This window comes from Bradyrhizobium sp. BR 1433 (genome assembly GCF_051547665.1).
In the GTDB taxonomy this organism is placed as follows: Bacteria; Pseudomonadota; Alphaproteobacteria; order Rhizobiales; family Xanthobacteraceae; genus Bradyrhizobium; species Bradyrhizobium australafricanum.
On record NZ_JBPUGG010000001.1, the window covers coordinates 683,597 to 699,832 of the forward strand.

The 16,236-nt window shown below is 63.7% G+C and carries 21 protein-coding genes and 1 pseudogene; 5 read left to right on the top strand and 17 right to left on the bottom strand.

The window, feature by feature from the left end; genetic code table 11:
* Positions 1-80: 80 nt before the first annotated feature.
* The 13 genes and pseudogenes from ACSKB9_RS03400 to ACSKB9_RS03460 all read right to left on the bottom strand — a co-directional run bounded on the left by ACSKB9_RS03400 (position 81) and on the right by ACSKB9_RS03460 (position 10,613).
* Complete coding sequence (locus ACSKB9_RS03400; RefSeq protein WP_028331985.1) at positions 81-410, bottom strand: four-helix bundle copper-binding protein; 330 nt, start codon at positions 408-410, stop codon at positions 81-83.
* A 49-nt stretch (positions 411-459) separates the two neighbouring features.
* Positions 460-645 (bottom strand): hypothetical protein, encoded by a 186-nt coding sequence (locus ACSKB9_RS03405; RefSeq protein ID WP_438071664.1) that lies wholly within the window; start codon positions 643-645, stop codon positions 460-462.
* 17 nt (positions 646-662) lie between these two features.
* A pseudogene (locus tag ACSKB9_RS03410) lies at positions 663-1,783 on the bottom strand (YihY/virulence factor BrkB family protein).
* A gap of 2 nt (positions 1,784-1,785) precedes the next feature.
* On the bottom strand, positions 1,786-2,298 hold the full coding sequence (locus ACSKB9_RS03415) for a hypothetical protein (protein ID WP_438071666.1): 513 nt from the start codon (positions 2,296-2,298) through the stop codon (positions 1,786-1,788).
* 97 nt (positions 2,299-2,395) lie between these two features.
* Positions 2,396-2,839: a hypothetical protein gene (locus ACSKB9_RS03420; RefSeq protein ID WP_438071668.1), complete on the bottom strand. Its 444-nt coding sequence runs from the start codon at positions 2,837-2,839 to the stop codon at positions 2,396-2,398.
* 5 nt (positions 2,840-2,844) lie between these two features.
* On the bottom strand, positions 2,845-3,066 hold the full coding sequence (locus ACSKB9_RS03425; protein ID WP_050385371.1) for a hypothetical protein: 222 nt from the start codon (positions 3,064-3,066) through the stop codon (positions 2,845-2,847).
* A gap of 33 nt (positions 3,067-3,099) precedes the next feature.
* Positions 3,100-3,948, bottom strand: coding sequence for a hypothetical protein (locus ACSKB9_RS03430; RefSeq protein ID WP_438071670.1), 849 nt, complete (start codon positions 3,946-3,948; stop codon positions 3,100-3,102).
* 246 nt (positions 3,949-4,194) lie between these two features.
* Entirely contained in the window at positions 4,195-4,449 is a 255-nt protein-coding gene (locus ACSKB9_RS03435) for a hypothetical protein (protein ID WP_028331979.1), read from the bottom strand.
* 359 nt (positions 4,450-4,808) lie between these two features.
* Positions 4,809-5,009, bottom strand: coding sequence for a hypothetical protein (locus tag ACSKB9_RS03440; protein ID WP_028331978.1), 201 nt, complete (start codon positions 5,007-5,009; stop codon positions 4,809-4,811).
* A 164-nt stretch (positions 5,010-5,173) separates the two neighbouring features.
* On the bottom strand, positions 5,174-5,920 hold the full coding sequence (locus ACSKB9_RS03445; RefSeq protein WP_438071672.1) for a Crp/Fnr family transcriptional regulator: 747 nt from the start codon (positions 5,918-5,920) through the stop codon (positions 5,174-5,176).
* Positions 5,921-9,091: a CheR family methyltransferase gene (locus tag ACSKB9_RS03450; protein ID WP_438071674.1), complete on the bottom strand. Its 3,171-nt coding sequence runs from the start codon at positions 9,089-9,091 to the stop codon at positions 5,921-5,923.
* Positions 9,092-9,333: 242 nt separating this feature from the next.
* Complete coding sequence (locus ACSKB9_RS03455; protein ID WP_438071676.1) at positions 9,334-9,603, bottom strand: hypothetical protein; 270 nt, start codon at positions 9,601-9,603, stop codon at positions 9,334-9,336.
* The gene (locus ACSKB9_RS03460) at positions 9,603-10,613 is read right to left on the bottom strand and encodes a chemotaxis protein CheB (protein WP_438080035.1); all 1,011 of its coding nucleotides are present in this window, start codon (positions 10,611-10,613) and stop codon (positions 9,603-9,605) included. Before ACSKB9_RS03460 ends, ACSKB9_RS03455 begins: the two co-directional genes overlap by 1 nt.
* A gap of 97 nt (positions 10,614-10,710) precedes the next feature.
* Here ACSKB9_RS03460 and ACSKB9_RS03465 point away from each other — a divergent pair, with 97 nt between their 5' ends.
* The 3 genes from ACSKB9_RS03465 (at position 10,711) to ACSKB9_RS03475 (ending at position 11,699) form a co-directional block, all read left to right on the top strand.
* The gene (locus tag ACSKB9_RS03465) at positions 10,711-11,136 is read left to right on the top strand and encodes a response regulator (RefSeq protein ID WP_438071677.1); all 426 of its coding nucleotides are present in this window, start codon (positions 10,711-10,713) and stop codon (positions 11,134-11,136) included.
* 121 nt (positions 11,137-11,257) lie between these two features.
* Complete coding sequence (locus tag ACSKB9_RS03470) at positions 11,258-11,437, top strand: hypothetical protein (protein ID WP_438071678.1); 180 nt, start codon at positions 11,258-11,260, stop codon at positions 11,435-11,437.
* Between the two features lie 76 nt (positions 11,438-11,513).
* Entirely contained in the window at positions 11,514-11,699 is a 186-nt protein-coding gene (locus tag ACSKB9_RS03475; RefSeq protein WP_438071680.1) for a hypothetical protein, read from the top strand.
* Positions 11,700-11,914: 215 nt separating this feature from the next.
* Here the strand turns inward: ACSKB9_RS03475 and ACSKB9_RS03480 are convergent, their stop codons facing one another.
* From ACSKB9_RS03480 to ACSKB9_RS03495, 4 genes are all read right to left on the bottom strand, one after another.
* Positions 11,915-12,094 carry a hypothetical protein gene (locus ACSKB9_RS03480; protein ID WP_225162175.1) on the bottom strand — a complete coding sequence of 60 codons (180 nt, stop codon included), beginning with the start codon at positions 12,092-12,094 and terminating at the stop codon, positions 11,915-11,917.
* 12 nt (positions 12,095-12,106) lie between these two features.
* Entirely contained in the window at positions 12,107-12,295 is a 189-nt protein-coding gene (locus ACSKB9_RS03485) for a hypothetical protein (protein ID WP_438071681.1), read from the bottom strand.
* 37 nt (positions 12,296-12,332) lie between these two features.
* Complete coding sequence (locus ACSKB9_RS03490; RefSeq protein WP_438071683.1) at positions 12,333-12,521, bottom strand: hypothetical protein; 189 nt, start codon at positions 12,519-12,521, stop codon at positions 12,333-12,335.
* A 276-nt stretch (positions 12,522-12,797) separates the two neighbouring features.
* Entirely contained in the window at positions 12,798-13,127 is a 330-nt protein-coding gene (locus ACSKB9_RS03495; protein WP_438071684.1) for a response regulator, read from the bottom strand.
* A gap of 125 nt (positions 13,128-13,252) precedes the next feature.
* Here ACSKB9_RS03495 and ACSKB9_RS03500 point away from each other — a divergent pair, with 125 nt between their 5' ends.
* Complete coding sequence (locus tag ACSKB9_RS03500; RefSeq protein WP_438071686.1) at positions 13,253-13,513, top strand: hypothetical protein; 261 nt, start codon at positions 13,253-13,255, stop codon at positions 13,511-13,513.
* 310 nt (positions 13,514-13,823) lie between these two features.
* Positions 13,824-16,235 (top strand): phosphoketolase family protein, encoded by a 2,412-nt coding sequence (locus tag ACSKB9_RS03505; RefSeq protein ID WP_438071688.1) that lies wholly within the window; start codon positions 13,824-13,826, stop codon positions 16,233-16,235.
* Position 16,236: the final 1 nt, after the last annotated feature.

The following is a 16,236-nucleotide window of genomic DNA, read 5'->3' on the forward strand; positions in this document are numbered from 1 at the left end:
TCATCGCCCTGATCGTCACGGCGCTGCTCTGGCGCGCCCACTACGTCAGCTCCGATTGACCGAACGAGGAGCCCGCGCCGTCAGGCCGCCATCTTGCGGCAGGATTCCGCGCAGGCACGGCACATCGCCACGCATTCGTCCATGCCGCCGACGCGCTCGCAATCCTCGGCGCATTCACCGCAGATCTCCGCGCATTCCCGGCAGGTGTGCTTGTGGTGCGGGGTGTTGATCAGCATGAAATGGGCCGCCGTCCGGCACATTTCCGCACAAGCCATCATCAATCGGAAATGCGCCGGCTCGACATGCTTGCCGCCGGTGACGAGACAATGGTTCATGGCCGTGCCGAGACAGGTCCTATAGCAGGACAGACAGGTCTCGACGCATCGGTTCATTTCCTCAGAGAATGCCATGTCGATACCTCACGCCTGCGCCAGCAGCTGGCGCAGGTAGCAGAGCCCGTCAAGGGTCAGCTTCGACTTCGCGGACTTCGCCCTGCGCGATCTCGGCTTCGAGGAAGGTCTCGAGTTCGGGAAGCGCGCGGTCGAACCTGTCCGCGATGCCCATCAGCTCGCAGGTTTGCTTGATCCGCTCGATCGGTTTTTCCAGCACGTTGATCTCAACCATTTTGGCATAAGCCCGGGTCATGCCGTTGGTTCCTATGCTCATTGCCGGGTGCGCTGCTGCGGGGTCTGCGCCGGCTCAGACGCCCTGCCGACCGTGTCGGCCATGGTTGCGCCACGCGCTCCGAGCGGCTTGCGGCGGCCCTCGGTCGAATCGAGCATGGTCTGATGCTCGATCTCTGAATTCAGCTCTGCCCCGCACAGCACAATGATGGCGGACATCCACATCCACGTCATCAGACCGATGGCAGCCCCCAGCGAGCCATAGGTCGCGTTGTAATCGCCGAAGTTCGCCAGATACCAGGAGAGCAGCACCGAACCGGCCAGCCACAGCACGGCCGCTGCGACGGCGCCGACGCTGAGCCACTGCCAGCGCGGCCTGTTCGGCTCGGACCATAGCGGTACAGCACCGCGAGCGCGGTGAGGAGCAGGAGCACCAGGATCGGCCACCGTCCGAACCGGATGACGAGCTCGGCCGTCGTGCCCAGTCCGACCTGCTGTAGCAGAAGCGGGACGACGACCACCGCTCCGACCATCAGCATGATGGAAATCAGCCCGGCGATCGTGAACGAGAGGGACATCAGATTGAGTTTGACGAAGCTGCGCTTTTCCTTCTCGTCATAGACGACGTTGAGCGCATCGAAGATCGCCTTCATGCCGGCATTGGCGCTCCAGATCGCGATCAGCAGGCCGGCGGCAAAGGTCAGGCCGAGCGTCGAGGTCCCCTTCGCGAGCACGCGCGCGATCTGGTCCTGGACGATCGCAAACGAGCCTTCCGGCAGCATCAGTGCCAGGCTCTGCAGGTTCGATGAGATCGTGGACGGATCGGCGAACAGGCCGTAGCTCGAGACCAGCGCGGTGATCGCCGGGAAGATCGCCAGCAAGCCGTAGAACACGACGCCGGCCGCGGTTGCCAGCAGACGGTCCTCGTCGATCTGCTGATAGGTGCGCAAGAGAATGTCCTTCCAGCCGGCAGTCGGAATCTCGAGCGGCGTGTCGGCGAGCCGTCCACGATCTTGCGTTTCGGCCAGCGCGGGTTCGACGCCCTGCTCCCGAGCGGACGGCCGCTCCGATCGGGACAGCTGGCGAGAGATCGCCAACGTTGCCAGAGCCGTTGCACTGGCGAGCATCAGGTCGTTTGTCCAACTGCGCAGCGTAGCCATCGCTAGTCCTGGATCGCGTCGCGCTGACGCTGGGCGCGCGATGCAGCAAACCAGCCGACAAGCATGATTGCAGCCCCGGCGGCCAGTGCGCGGGTGGTGGGATCTACGCTCGCCCCTGCTCCCGTCCGAGTGGTGGCGATCAGCCGCGCGGCGACGGGCACTGCGATCGCGCGCTTGAGCATGTCGACCTGTCGGCCCGGGCGCGGCACGGCCGGCGCAGGACGTGCGAGCAGCACGCGGCCCATGAGCAGCCCCAGGATCCCGAGGAGGACAAAGGCGCCGCCGATCGCGGCATATGCGATCCAGATGCCGTAATGCATTTCAAGGGCGTGGAAAGCCGCGCCAACCCCGATCCCGATCGCGATCAGAAGCGAGACCGCACCCGCCAGCATGAAGCTGCACGCAAATGCGTAGCCGGTCACCAGGCGCGTGATCCATTGTCGCAAGTCCGCAAGGTAGGAGCGGAAGATCAGGTTCAGCGAAGACGACGTGTTGACGCGCATGGCGAGGTCCATTGCAGGTCGGCATCCGACAACCCGGCGGGAAGATCGACGTTCCTCCGCCCGGCAACGCGCAACAGTTCGCGCCATGCGGGACAGCGCAGACCGAGCGCTAACAGACCGGAGGGAGATTTGCGCGTGGCGGCATGGAGCTCGGGAATGGCTTGGCGACCATGAGCGTCCCGCGCTCGTCGGTTTCCAGCGCGATCTTCTGGGCAAGCATCACGTCGCCCGCCGCCAGCGCGCCGACGGGCCGGAAGCACCAGCCCAGCACGATGCGATCGCCGCCGTCCATCTCATAGACGTTGGTCGAGGTGCCGTAGCAAATCCGGTATCGCTTGCCGGAGTCCGAGCCGATGACGTCGAAGCGCTTATACTTTTCGAACTGCGCCCGCTGCTCTGGTGACAGCCACGCGCACAGCAGCGCAAGTCCGCGCGCCTCAATTCGCTCATAGGCCTGCCAGCGATCCCAGATCGCGGCCAGCGTCGCGCTAAGCGTGCCGGCGGCGCGCCGGAGCACGGGCCGCAGGGACATCTCGCGCAGACGGGCGAGCATTGGCGTCAGCCGCCGACCAGCCTCGGATAGAACAGGGTTTCCTCGGCGGTCGGATCGAGCGCGCGGACCAACTTCGCCTCTCCGGTCGCTTGCCGGATTGCGGCGGTGTAGCCGTCCGACGTGAGCTGGGTGAAGCGGGCATTCGCCCAGGCCAGCTGCTCACTGTTGTCGGGGTCGAACTGCTGTCTCGTGTCGCCGGAGTGGTCCATCACCAAGATCGTTGCCATCATCGTCTCCCTTGAAGGACATTCACAACTGCATCAGACAATCGGCACGGCCGTCGTCGGCCTGCCGCCCATCCACTCCGGCAGCGCGGCGCCGTCGCGGTGACGGCCGCCCGCGCCGGCCGCGGCCCACGCGGCGACCGCACCGAACAGCAGCGCCGCCGCAACCGAGAATGCCAAGATCACTGCGCTGCGCCGCGACCGCTGGATGGCGGTCCTGGCATCGCCCATCACGCTGTCGACGCGCTTCTCCGCCTCCGCCGCTGGCAGCCCGGTCGCGGCCGCGACCTGCTGGATCAGATAGCTGCGATCGTCGGAGCTGACGCCACTGCGGCCGGAGCTCGTCAGCAGGATGCGGCCCGCCTCCGCCCGCTCATAGCCGATATCGATATTGGCCGGACGCCGCGGCGACCGGTACAGACGGTCGAGTTCGGCGCTCAGCAACGGCTCCGCGGCCGTCGCAGATGGCCGGCTCTGAACCACCGGACGCGCGGTCGACAGGCCGACCAACGCGACGATCGTAGCACCGAGGATGACGGCGAGCGCCCAGGCGGTCAGGCCGTGAAGCCCGTCGCGGCTGTCGATCTCGTCGGATGGCGTCGCGCCGATCACGCGCTGGGCCCGGCCGGCGATGTAGCCGCCGACGCCGAAGCTCACCAGCGCCTGCAGGATCAGATACAATCCCGACAGCAACGCGAGCGCGGCTGATGCGTCGCGCCATGACGGCGAGCTTGAACTCACACCCAACCCGACCGCCGCGCCGAAGCCGATCAAAATCACCGACAGCGCCGCCGCGGCCAGCGCGCCGGCGATGACCGGGCTCCATTGCAGCCGAAGCCCGGTCCTGTTGGCAGCGGACACGGCAAGCCCTCGCTCGTTATCCATGACGCGCCTACCGCAGCCCGAAGAACGACAATATCGCCAAAATGACCACGATCAGTCCGACCAGATAAATCAACTGGTTCATGAAAACCTCCTCCGTCCTTCTCGTCCTGACAATCTGGTGGAGGAGCCAAGGTTCCTACGCCGACGAACGGGCGCGATGCGGCAAGCCAATAGAAAAGGGCCCCGCCGAAGCGAGGCCCTCATTGGTCGTCGCGAACTGGTTGTCGCGACGTGCGACCAGCACCGTTAGTCGTCGTCCCAGTCATGACCACGGATCACGAAGCCGCGGTCGCGGTAGTAGTCGCGATGATGGTTGTACCAGCCGTGGTGCCAGCCCCGGTCATGCCGGTATACGTCGACGCGCGGACCACCATAATATCGATCGCCGTAGTACCCGTGGTCCCTGCCGACATAGATGCCCACACCCTGCGCGCTCGCAACGGTCGGTGCCGCTATCGAGAGCGCCGCAACCGCGGCAAGAGCGTAAGTAAGCTTCGTCATGGCATCCTCCTTTCTAGTACGCCGTGATAACGACCGGCGTCCGCGCATGTTGCAGGAACAGGACCGGAACTTTCCTGAACGTTCCTTCACCATCATGGCGGCTGGACGCGACCGGAGGACGAGATCGAGGAGCCCTCAACGTGCTCTACTCGATCGCTGTGGCTCCACTCTCTGTTCGACACAAGTGACCCCAGCTCAGGGGTGCAGAGCTGGGGTCGTAGCGGGGTTCTCCTGGTTAGCGCTGACGGCCGGTCGGCGCGTCAGCTCGCGAGAGCATGCGCGTCGCAATCAGTTCCGGCACTAACGTCTGCAAATGTGCGACGCACAATCGTGCCGTTGCGATTGCCCGATCAGACCGCTTAGCGCCACATGCTCGGGGCGGTGCGCAACGCGGCCTGGCCTGCGATGCGCAGCTCATCGATCGACGAGCGTCCCTCGCGAATGGCCTGCAGCAATCCAGAGGCGACGTTGGTCCGCTTTGTCGTATCCGAACGCGGCACGCCCCCGCAGACCTCGTCGAGCACCGCGCGAAGCACTGCCGCCGTCTCTCCATCGAGCATGATTGCCTCCCTGCCCTCGTGGATCGAACCGCATCGTAGCGCGAGACTGGGCGAGAGGCGTTCAAGTATGTTTACAGCCGTATCCAAATCTTACGCGGCCGACCGTCGCGCTGTCTTCGTCGTGACAAATCACTGTCATGTTCAGATCGTCGCCTTGCCGCGCCTCAGCCGTGCCGCTTGGTATGCAGATAGTCGGCCGAAAACATCGCCGTGTCCTTGAGCAGCTTCAGATCGTTGATCGTCAGCATGCGGTCGCGCAGCACGATCAGGCCGGAGCCGCGCAGCTCCTGCAGCGTCCTGTTGACGTGGACCACCGACAGGCCGGTGGCATCTGCGAGATCCATCTGCGTGACCGGGAACAGGCAGGAATTGCCGTCGATCATTCCAACCGGCAGCAGGCGCTCATAGAGTTCGCACAACAGATGCGCGACCCGCTCCAGCGCCACGCGCCGTCCGATATTGACTGTCCATTCCCGCTGGATCGCGCTGTTCACCATGGTTTCGCACCACAGCGCTTCCTCCAGCGAACGGTCGCTCGCCAGCAGCTGCTCGAACACCGGACGCTTGATGTCGGCGTACGTGACCGGGGTCAGTGCGCCGATCGAATGATCCATCACCGACAGCAGATAAACGCAGGCGTCGCAGCTGTCGCCCGGCAGGATGAAATTGACGATCTGGCGGCGGCCGTCCGGCAGCGTCTTGTAGCGGCAGAGCCAGCCCGACAGGATGATCCTGACGCTCTCGACCGGATCGCCCTCGGTGGCGAGGTCTTCGCCCGGGCGGGCCCGATGCAGCCCTTCCTGGATCGCCTGTTGCAGCAACGCGATCCCGCGTTCGGACAATTGCCGTAGGGCATTGAGCCGCCGGATCACCGGCTGCGCCAGATTTCCCTCGAGGATCGGGGGATGCATCTAGCTCCCCATGCTCGGCGTATGGATGGCTTGCGGCTTCATCGGTATGGCGATCGTGCAGTGCAGTCCCGACGGATTGAACTCAAGCGTGCTCTTGCCCTTGAACTCGAACGCCAGCGTCCGCTCCAGGAGATCGGATCCAAATCCCCTGCGGCTCGGCGGCGTCACCTCGGGCCCGTTGCGCTCGCGCCAGTCGAACACCAGTTGCCGCGGATCAGCCGCATCATCGATGCGCCATGAGACGTCGATGCGCCCGGCCGTATCGCTCAGCGCGCCATATTTCAAGGCGTTGGTTGCGAGCTCGTGGATCGCCAGCGCGAAGGTCTCCGCGGCCTTGGGTTGCAGGCGAATCCCCGGGCCGGACACTCTCAGCTGCTCGCCTTCCCGCGCGTTGTAAGCCAGCAATTCCTCGACCACGAGGTATTCGAGATCGACGCCGCCTTCCGGATCGCGGGTCACCAGCGACTGGGTCCGCGCGAAGGCGTTGAGCCGGCCGTCGAGATGCGATGCGTAGTCCTCGACATTCGCGCTGGTCTCGGCCGAGCGGCGCGCGATCGAGCGGACCACGCCGAGCGTGTTGCGGACGCGATGCTGCAGCTCGGCGAGAAGCAGCCGCTGCCGTTCCTCGGCCCGCGTGATCGCGGTGACGTCGATGAAGGTGATCACGACGCCGGCGATGAAATTGTCGATGCTGCGGTACGGCAGGATGCGCACGATATAGCGCGTGCCGCTGTCGGGCGCGGTCAGCTCGCGCTCGGCGCTGGCCAGCGTCCGCAGCACGCGCCGCACATCGTCGTAGAGCTCCTCGATCGGAATCCGCGCCTTGATATGCGCGATCGGGCGGCCGACATCGGTCTCGACCAGATGCAGCAAATGCGTGATCGCCGGCGTGAAGTTCATCACCTTCAGATCGTTGTCCAGGAACACGGTCGCGATCTGCGTGCTCTCGAGGAAGTTCTTCAGGTCACTGGTGGCGCGGGTCAATTCCTGCACGCGGTGCGCCAGCTCGCCGTTGACGGTGGTCAGCTCCTCATTGACCGACTGCAATTCCTCGCGCGAGGTCTCCAGTTCCTCGTTGGCGGATTGCAGCTCCTCATTGAGCGATTGATATTCCTCGTTGGAGGATTTCAGCTCCTCATTGGTGCTTTCGAGCTCCTCGATCGTGGCCTGCAGCCGCTCGCGGGTGGCACGCAGCTCGCTTTCCAGCCGCTCGACATGCTCGGTCCTGACCAGAACGTTGGGATTGGTTTCGGCGCGATCCACAGGGCGGATCGGCCCATCCTTGAACAGCACGACAAAATTCCGGTGACCCGCAGGGCCGTCGAGAATTGGTTCGGCCGTGATGTCGACCAGCACGCGATGCCCGTTGACGCCGAGTTGCACCTGCTCGGCATGCGCGGCCTCGTTGGTTTCCGCGGCACGGCTGAGCGCGGTGCGCAGCTCAAGCCTGAGGTCGCGGTGCACGAGTTGCAACAGGTCGAGCGTCGCCGTGCCTGCGGTCGGTTCAATATAGCGGCCGGTGCGGCCGGAGAAATGCAGGATGTGAAAGTGGTCGTCGGTGATCACATAGGCCGGCGCATAGCGCTCGGCGATGCGCTGGGCGCGGCGCTCGAGGCCGACATCGGGGCCGATGGAGCGGACCGGTGGTATGTCGATCGCGGCTCGCCCGGCCGCCGTCGTGATCGGGAATTCCGGCGGCAGGCGCGTTCCGGTCTCGAGCTTCTTGAAGATGCGTGCGCGCCGGTCGACCGGCGCGAACAGCTTCGGATGCCGCGTGACGTTCTCGGAATTGCCGAGAAACAGGTACCGGTCCGGCAGCAACGCAAAATGGAACAGCGGAATGACGCGGTTTTGCAGCTCGGCATTGAGATAGATCAGCAGGTTGCGGCACGAAATCAGATCAAGCTTGGAGAACGGCGCATCCTTGATGACATTGTGCTGCGAGAAGATGCACATCTCGCGCAGCTCCTTGACGACGCAGTAGGTGTCGCCTTCGCGCACGAACCAGCGCGCCAGCCGTTCCGGCGTCATGTCGTTCTCGATGCTGGTGCGATAGCGCCCGACGCGGGCGGCGGCGAGCGCGCGCCCGTCGATGTCAGTCGCGAAGATCTGCACCTGCGGCACCGAGTCGAGACCGGCCATATGCTCGCGCAGCAGGATGCCGATCGAATAGGCCTCTTCGCCGGTCGCGCAGCCAAGCACCCAGACACGCACCTGCTGGCCGGCACCCTTCCCTTCGAAGATCTTCGGGATGATCTGGGTTTCCAGGACATCGAACTCCTTCTTGTCGCGGAAGAATTCCGTGACGCCGATCAGGAGGTCGTTGAACAGATGTTGCGCCTCGTCCTTGTCGTTTCTCAGGAAATCGACATAGGCGGAGATATCGTCGATCTGCACCACCTGCATGCGGCGCTGGACACGGCGCAGGAAGGTGTTCTGCTTGTAGCCGTGGAAATCGTTGCCGGTCTTGTTGCGGAGGATATCCGCAATGCGCGCAAGCGAGGTTGCCGCCGCGGCCAGCACCTCGTCGAACCCCTGCTTCTCCTCGAGCCGGCGCAGGTGGCGGGCATAGACGTCGATATGCTCGGGAATGGCCTCGGGCGGCAGCACAAAATCCGCGATCGCGACGGCCGAATTGCCTTCCGCGTGCGGATCAGGTTCGCCCTCCCCGATGCGCTCGGCGATCGCCAGGCCGCCATGATCCTTCAGGGTCGCGACCCCGAGCGTGCCGTCGCCACCGGTGCCGGCCAGCACCACGCCGATCGATTCCTCGGCGCGCTCCTCCGCCAGCGACACCAGGAAGCTGTCAATGGTTGCCCGCTCGGCGCGCGCCTGCTCGGCGCGCCGCACGGCGAAACGGTCGCCATGAACGGTGGTGATCATGTCGGACGGACACAGATGGATCACGCCGCCCTCGACGAGCTGTCCGTCGCTGATTTCGGACAGCCGGGCGCCTTCCGATCGCTGCAACGCCTCGCGCAACCGGGCGTCCTCGATGGCATCCCGGTACTGCAACACGAGCACGACGGCCTGGTCCGGATTGAGCCTCAGTTTCGCGAAGAACCGCTCGATGCTGTCGAGGGCGGCGGCGGACGCGCCCACACCTATGATCAGCGGCGTCTTGGACTGGCGCCCTTCGTCTCCGCTCTGGGGTTGGCCAACGTCATCCATAATAGCAGCGGCTCTCACTTTCCTGCGGGCGTCGCGCCTGCGTCTGCTGATAGCAGAGTTTAGTCCTATCCCAACGGGATGAGTAGGAAATCTCCACCTTCCTGGGAACCTCGATGCGGACGCCGATGGCCGCTGCTGAAGGAACGAGTGGTTGGCGCCTCGGCGGAAAATGACCCCCGGCGTCGGCGGTTACCGCGGCAGGCCAACCGCATGCTCGAATGCGGGCCGCGTTTTTCCGGGCGCTAATGGGATGCGACCTGCTCCTCCAGGTATGCGACCCGCTGCACAATCAGGGTCCGGTGTCGTTCCCACTCGATCAGAGTGCGCTTGAGCAGACTGACGAGACGTTCGGCCTGCTCGGTATCGTGACCGGCCCGCTGGAGCCAATCCAGCAGATCCTGCTGGTTGCGGACGCGCTGCCAGCCCTCCTCGATGTCGATGTCAGCCTTGACCAGCAGCTCGCGCTCGGACCGCAACTGTTCGGCCCAGTTCGCATGCTCGGCGCTGGCCATCACGGTTCCTTCCGCGCCGGTCGCTTCGGATCGAGCGATTGTAGCATGACGCGGCGGATCATGTCGGCATATTCGCGATACTCAGCAGCGCGCGCGTCGTACATTTGCGCGACCGACGGGCGCCCGCTCTGGCGACCGTCCTCGGCCATCCGGTGCACCAGCTCGGCGCGCTCCTCGATGATGCGGAGCGCGACCCGGAGCGCCTCGTCGACCCGGCCCTCCTGCTCCTTGGCGAGCGCGTCGGCCGTATAGGCGTGACCGACCTGACAGCGAAATCGCAGCGGGTGCCCGACCTTGAGCTTGGAAAGGACGCCGCCGCATCCCGGACAGGTCAGCGGTGCCGGATCGGCAATCTCGACCAGCGTATCGCTGCCGACGCGCTCGCCCGCCGCGATCTTCACCTCCAGCACGATCTCCGGCGGAATTGGCAGGATCGCGCCGGGCCGCTCCCGGGCCAGATCGGACAGCACATCGCCAAGCCGTGCACCCGGGATACAGAGATCGACCGTGGTCGCTTCCAATGCCCTGAGCGGCATTTCGTCGGACATCGCGTCCCGGGGCTCCTGAACCAGCGTAACCCCACCGCAGCGCTTGATCGCGTTCAGGCCCGCCGCGCCGTCGGACAGCAGGCCGCTGAGCACGACGCCGATCACGCGCGGTCCGTAGTGCAGTGCGGCCGAGCGAAACAGCGCGTCGATCGCCGGCCGGACCAGATTTTCGCGTGGCCCGCGGCCGAGCATCAGGTGGCCGTTCTGGATCAGCAGATGGTGGTCCGGCGCCGCCAGATAGACGTGACCATTTTCGATGACCATGCCGCTTTCCGCCTGCCGGACCGGCAGCTTGCCGGCGGCGCTCGCGACCGTGGAGAGAATGCCGATGCCGTGAGACGGTATGTGCAATACGATGAAGACCGCGGCCGGCAGATCCACCGGCAGCCGCCCTAGAATTTGCTTCAAAGGTGCCGTCGCCCCAGCCGAACCGCCGATGACGATGATATCGCGATTGGACATGGAACCTGCCTTTTCCGACATTATTTGCAACAAGGCGGGCATTCGTCCTATGTTCCAATTTTGCGACGATATCACGCCGGGTTCGGCCGGAATCGACATGTCTGAATTTGCACCTTTGCGCGAACCCCCACTCCTGACAGGACGGCGCGTCCTGATCGTCGAAGACGAATATTTCCTTGCCGACGACATGCGCAGCGCGCTGCGCGCGCTTGGTGCCGATATCGCCGGGCCTGCCGGAGACATCGACGATGCGCTTCGCATCCTGCAGGACGGCGGCGTGATCGATGGTGCAGTGCTCGATGTGAACATCCGCAAGCAGATGATCTATCCGGTCGCGCGCGAGCTCCAGGCGCGCGGCGTGCCGATCGTTTTCACCTCGGGATACGACAAGATCGTGCTCGGCACCGAATTCGCGGACGTCCCGTTGTGGGAGAAGCCGTTCGATCATCGCGCCATGGCGCAGGGGCTCGCCGGCATGATCCTGCACGGCGATCCCATGAAGCAGATTGATCCGCAGGCTTGACCACCCGTCTTACGGACGCTGCCGGACACGAATAATCCGCTCGAGCATTTGCAAATGTTAGTGCGGAGGTTTGCAGGGGGCCCGACGATAGTCCAGTCACGATATCGGACGGGGGTGCGTAATGACCGAGGTCGAAAGACGTATCGAGCTGCTGGAGCAGACGGCCGCAGAACGCGCGCTGATCGCCGACCTCTCAACCGTCACGGAAACCCGCATCCGTAACGCCCAATTGGCAGACGAATTGCGTCTCGTCGTCGCGCAGCTCAGGACCTTGAGGCCGGGTGACGCTCATATTGTCTGATTGTCTCGGCCCGCGATCTGGCGAACCGGCAGCGTGACGCATCCTTCCCGCGTCTTCCTCAGGGAGGACAACGACGTTGCACGATTCAAAAGATATGATCGCGGAATGCCGGCAACTGGCCGACGAGGCCGACCGTCGGGCCTTGACGTCCGGCGTCGAAAGGACGCGCAAGGATTACGAGTTGCTGGCCAAGTCCTGGCGGCGATTGGCACTGAGCTACGAATTCTCCATGCATCTCGAGCGCTTCATCAACGCCCGCTAGTGTCCCGAATCCGAAGTTCGCATCATTTGCCGCACCTTCGGAGCGAACTTCGGATTCGATAAGGACACTAGCAAACTTATGATTTTAGTGTGCTTTATGAATGCGAAGTTCGTGAAAGTGGCTGCCGCGAAATCGCACGAACTTCGCATTCAGCACACTGGTCGGCCTGCCGACCGGCCGGGATATTGCCCGTGCCCGCCCCGCCAGCGAAAGCCCTACTCGCTGTTGTCGCGATGGGCCTTGATCTCCATGCGCGCGCTCGCGGAGTTACGCACCGATTGCCGCAGCTCGGCCAGCTGATCGTCTCGCTGATCGGCGAGCGATTTCTTCTGGGCGCGCAAAGTGTGACTTTCTTCGATGGCAAGCTGAGCGCGGGCGAACAGGGGATCGATCATCCACGAAACATGTCACTCGGTCGCAGCGTCCGCCCTGTCATGGGATAAGTCGGGGGCAGGTTTACCCAGCAGGCGGTGCGACAAACATATCAGTTCTTGAGACTTGGAAAATTGCTCGAGCGCGCGTTCGTAGCCCGCATCGATCCGCCGCTTCGTCGCCTGATAGTTGGCGAGTTGGTACCAGTAGTCACCGTCCCGCATGGGACCGCCTCCGCAAGATGCGAAAGCTTAACGCAAGTCAGGATTCCGGGTTCCCGTACCGGCTTTCCCCTTGCGGGAAGGGTTCCTGCGTCTTGCGGCCCAAAAACGTGCTCACGGGGCTTTCGGCGAGGAGCTTGCGCGCGTTACCGACGACCCGGATCGTCCGATCCGCCTCGTCGAGATCGTGGGAAGTGGAAAGACGATAGATACGCCGCTCGTTGGGCATGGGCGCGCTTCCGGGTTAGAAGGCGGGAGCACAGATCGGTCCCCCAGCCACCGACGCCTACGGACAGAGCCTTGGCCGGTGATGAGAAGACAATGAACCTCGGCCAGGAAAGTTGCCGACGAAGTGTGCCGCGCCGGGAACCTGAGGCGCCAGCGATGACCATTCGGCCAAACGGCAGGCGCCCGACGGGCAACTCAGCAAAACCTTTCCTGTGGCGTCCTGCCGGATCGGACGCGGCCAGCCCGCGGCGCGCATGATCTGCGTTCAGCTCGCCAGCTATCCGGCGATGCTCATCTGCTTGCACAGCATCCCGAGAGCTTCCGCACACCCGCGCGGCTTGGTCACCACGGGGAGATGCGCATACTTCTCGGGCAGCGTGCTGGCGTCGTAGCCGGTGTACAGGGTGACCGGTGTTCCCATCGCAAGCAGGGCATCGATCAACTTGTAGGACGAGGTTCCATTGACGTTGATGTCGATCAGCGCGCCAGAGGCTCCGGAAGCGTGCGGGCGGGCTTCGTCGATCGAAGCGAACGGGCCGACGACGTGATAGCCGGCCTGTCGTGCCAGCGTGGCACAGTCATCGGCAATGAAATACTCGTCTTCCACGATCAAGATCGTACGCATAGCAGTACCTCTGCCAGTTGATCTTCGCGGATGATCGAGGCGTTAACGTTCTCCCGCCGGTTGGGTTTCCCAGGCGCGCCGTTCCGCGCACCGTTAGGACAGCGGCCATGGCCCATTTCAAGGAGCGGGAATTCAAGGCGGAGGGTGGTCCCCGATTTTCCCGGCGCGCGCCGTCAGCTACCGGCCACCAGCAACCCGAGGTACAGCCAGAGTACAATTGTCACGGTGATCGTTGCGGCGAAAAAGTAGCGGTCGATGAGATTCATCAACTGCACCTTCGGCTGACTATGGTGGATATCGAATCGCGGTCGAAACATCAGTCGCTGCCGCTTGTCATCTCTCTGCCTGGTTCCGGCATTTACATATGAGAGATCGGTGATCCCGCTCGGAGATGCCTTGTTTGCCGATGTCGAAGAACAAACCAGTCGCCGTCACCGCTAGGCCGCAGCGGGTGCGTCGCTCCAAGGCGGCAAGCGAAGGAACGAGAGTCGGCGCCTGCGGTTGGAGCCAGCGAACGCAATGCATCAGCCAAGAACCGCAGCCAAGAACCGCCGCCGCTATCGCTGCCCGACGTCCCGCCCGGCCTCGCCACAGTGTGACTTTCATGGGGCGAGCACGATCATCACCGGACGGATCAACCTGTAGCTGTTGTCATAGTCTTGGGGAGGAGTTGGCTCCATGAAAGCAACGATCGAACAAAGAACGACCGCCAGCAATCTCGACCTGCTCGACCGCTACTGGCGCGCCGCCAATTACCTTTCGGTCGGCCAGATCTATCTTCTCGACAATCCGCTGCTCGGCGAGCCGCTGCGCAAGGAACACATCAAGCCCCGCCTGCTCGGGCATTGGGGCACCACGCCGGGCTTGAACTTCGTCTATGCCCATCTCAACCGGGTCATTCGCGCGCTCGATCTCAACGTCATCTACATTTGCGGTCCCGGACATGGCGGTCCGGGCATGGTGGCGAACACATATCTCGAAGGCACCTATAGCGAGATCTATCCCGATGTCGGCCGAGACACGGACGGTCTGCGCAAACTGTTCCAGCAGTTTTCCTTCCCCGGCGGTATCCCAAGCCACGCAGCACCGGAAACGCCCGGCTCCATTCATGAGGGTGGCGAGCTCGGCTATTCACTGGTCCACGCCTATGGCGCGGCGTTCGACAATCCGGATCTGATCGTGGCCTGCGTCGTCGGCGATGGCGAGGCGGAAACCGGTCCGCTGGCTGCATCGTGGCACTCGAACAAGTTCTTAAATCCCGCGCGCGACGGCGCGGTGCTGCCGATCCTGCATCTCAACGGCTACAAGATCGCCAATCCGACGGTGCTCGGGCGGATGGGCGACGAGGAAATCCGCAACCTGTTTCGCGGCTACGGACATGAGCCGCTTTTCGTCGAGGGCGACGATCCGATGCCGATGCATCGCGCCATGGCCGCTGCCCTCGATGAGGCGCTTGCAGCCATTCACAAGATCCAGACCGAGGCGCGCGGCGGCAAACGATCGGAGCGGCCGCGCTGGCCGATGATCGTGCTGCGCAGTCCGAAGGGCTGGACCGGTCCGAAGGAGGTCGACGGGCTCAAAGTCGAGGGCTTTTGGCGCGCGCACCAGGTGCCGATCGCGCAAGTCCGCGACAACCCCGCGCATCTCAGGCTGCTTGAAGACTGGATGCGCAGCTATCATCCCGAGGACCTGTTCGACAAGGACGGTGCGCTGATCCCGGAGCTCCAGGCCCTCGCCCCGACCGCGAACCGCCGGATGGGCGCTAATCCGCATGCCAATGGCGGCCTTCTGAAACGTGAGCTCCGGCTGCCGGACTACCGCGCATTTGCCGTCGACGTGAAGCAGCCGGGTCAGGCGATCGCCGCAGCGACCCACGAGCTTGGAAAATACCTGCGCGATGTCCTCAAGCTGAATGCCTATGCCGGCAATTTCCGCATCATGGGACCCGACGAAACCTCATCGAACCGGCTGGATGCCGTATTCGAAGCCACAGACCGGGTCTGGATGGAGCCGACCGAGCCGTATGATGTCCATCTCGCTCAAGACGGCCGTGTCATGGAGGTCCTCAGCGAGCACCTCTGCCAGGGCTGGCTGGAGGGTTATCTATTGACCGGACGCCATGGCTTCTTCTCCTGCTATGAAGCGTTCATCCACATCGTGGATTCGATGTTCAACCAGCACGTCAAATGGCTGAAGGTCTCGCGCCAATTGGCCTGGCGGCGTCCGATCGCCTCGCTCAACTATCTGCTGACGTCGCATGTCTGGCGCCAGGATCACAACGGTTTCAGCCACCAGGATCCCGGCTTTGTCGATCTGGTCACCAACAAGAAGGCCGACATCGTCCGTGTCTATTTCCCGCCCGACGCCAACACGCTGCTATGGGTCGCCGATCACTGCCTGCGGACCTACGATCGGATCAATGTTATTGTCGCCGGCAAACAACCGTCCGCGCAATGGCTTTCGATGCAGGACGCCGCCACCCATTGCGACGCCGGCATTGGCATCTGGACGTGGGCCGGAACCGGAGATGCCACAAGCGAGCCCGATGTCGTGATGGCTTGCGCGGGTGACGTTCCGACGCTGGAGACGCTCGCCGCCGTTGATCTGCTGCACAAGGCCCTCCCCGACCTCAAGATCCGCGTGGTCAACGTCGTCGACCTGATGACGCTGCAGCCGAGGCAACAGCACCCTCATGGCCTCAGCGATCGCGACTTCGACAGCCTGTTCACGCGCGATCGCCCCGTCATCTTTGCCTACCACGGCTACCCGTATCTCATCCACCGACTCACCTATGGCCGGGCCAATCACGACAACATGCATGTGCGCGGCTTTGTCGAGGAAGGCACGACGACCACACCTTTCGACATGGTCGTTCTCAATGGACTCGACCGCTATCATCTCGCGATCGAGGTGATCGAGCGCGTGCCGGGGCTCGCCACCAAGGCCGCACAGATCAAGCAAGGATACCGGAACGCCCTGATCGCGCATGCGCGATATGTGCGCGAGCATGGCGAGGACATGCCGGAGGTTCGAGACTGGGTCTGGCCGAACGGCACCGGCGGCGCCACCCCTGCCAAATCCGGCGGTTGAG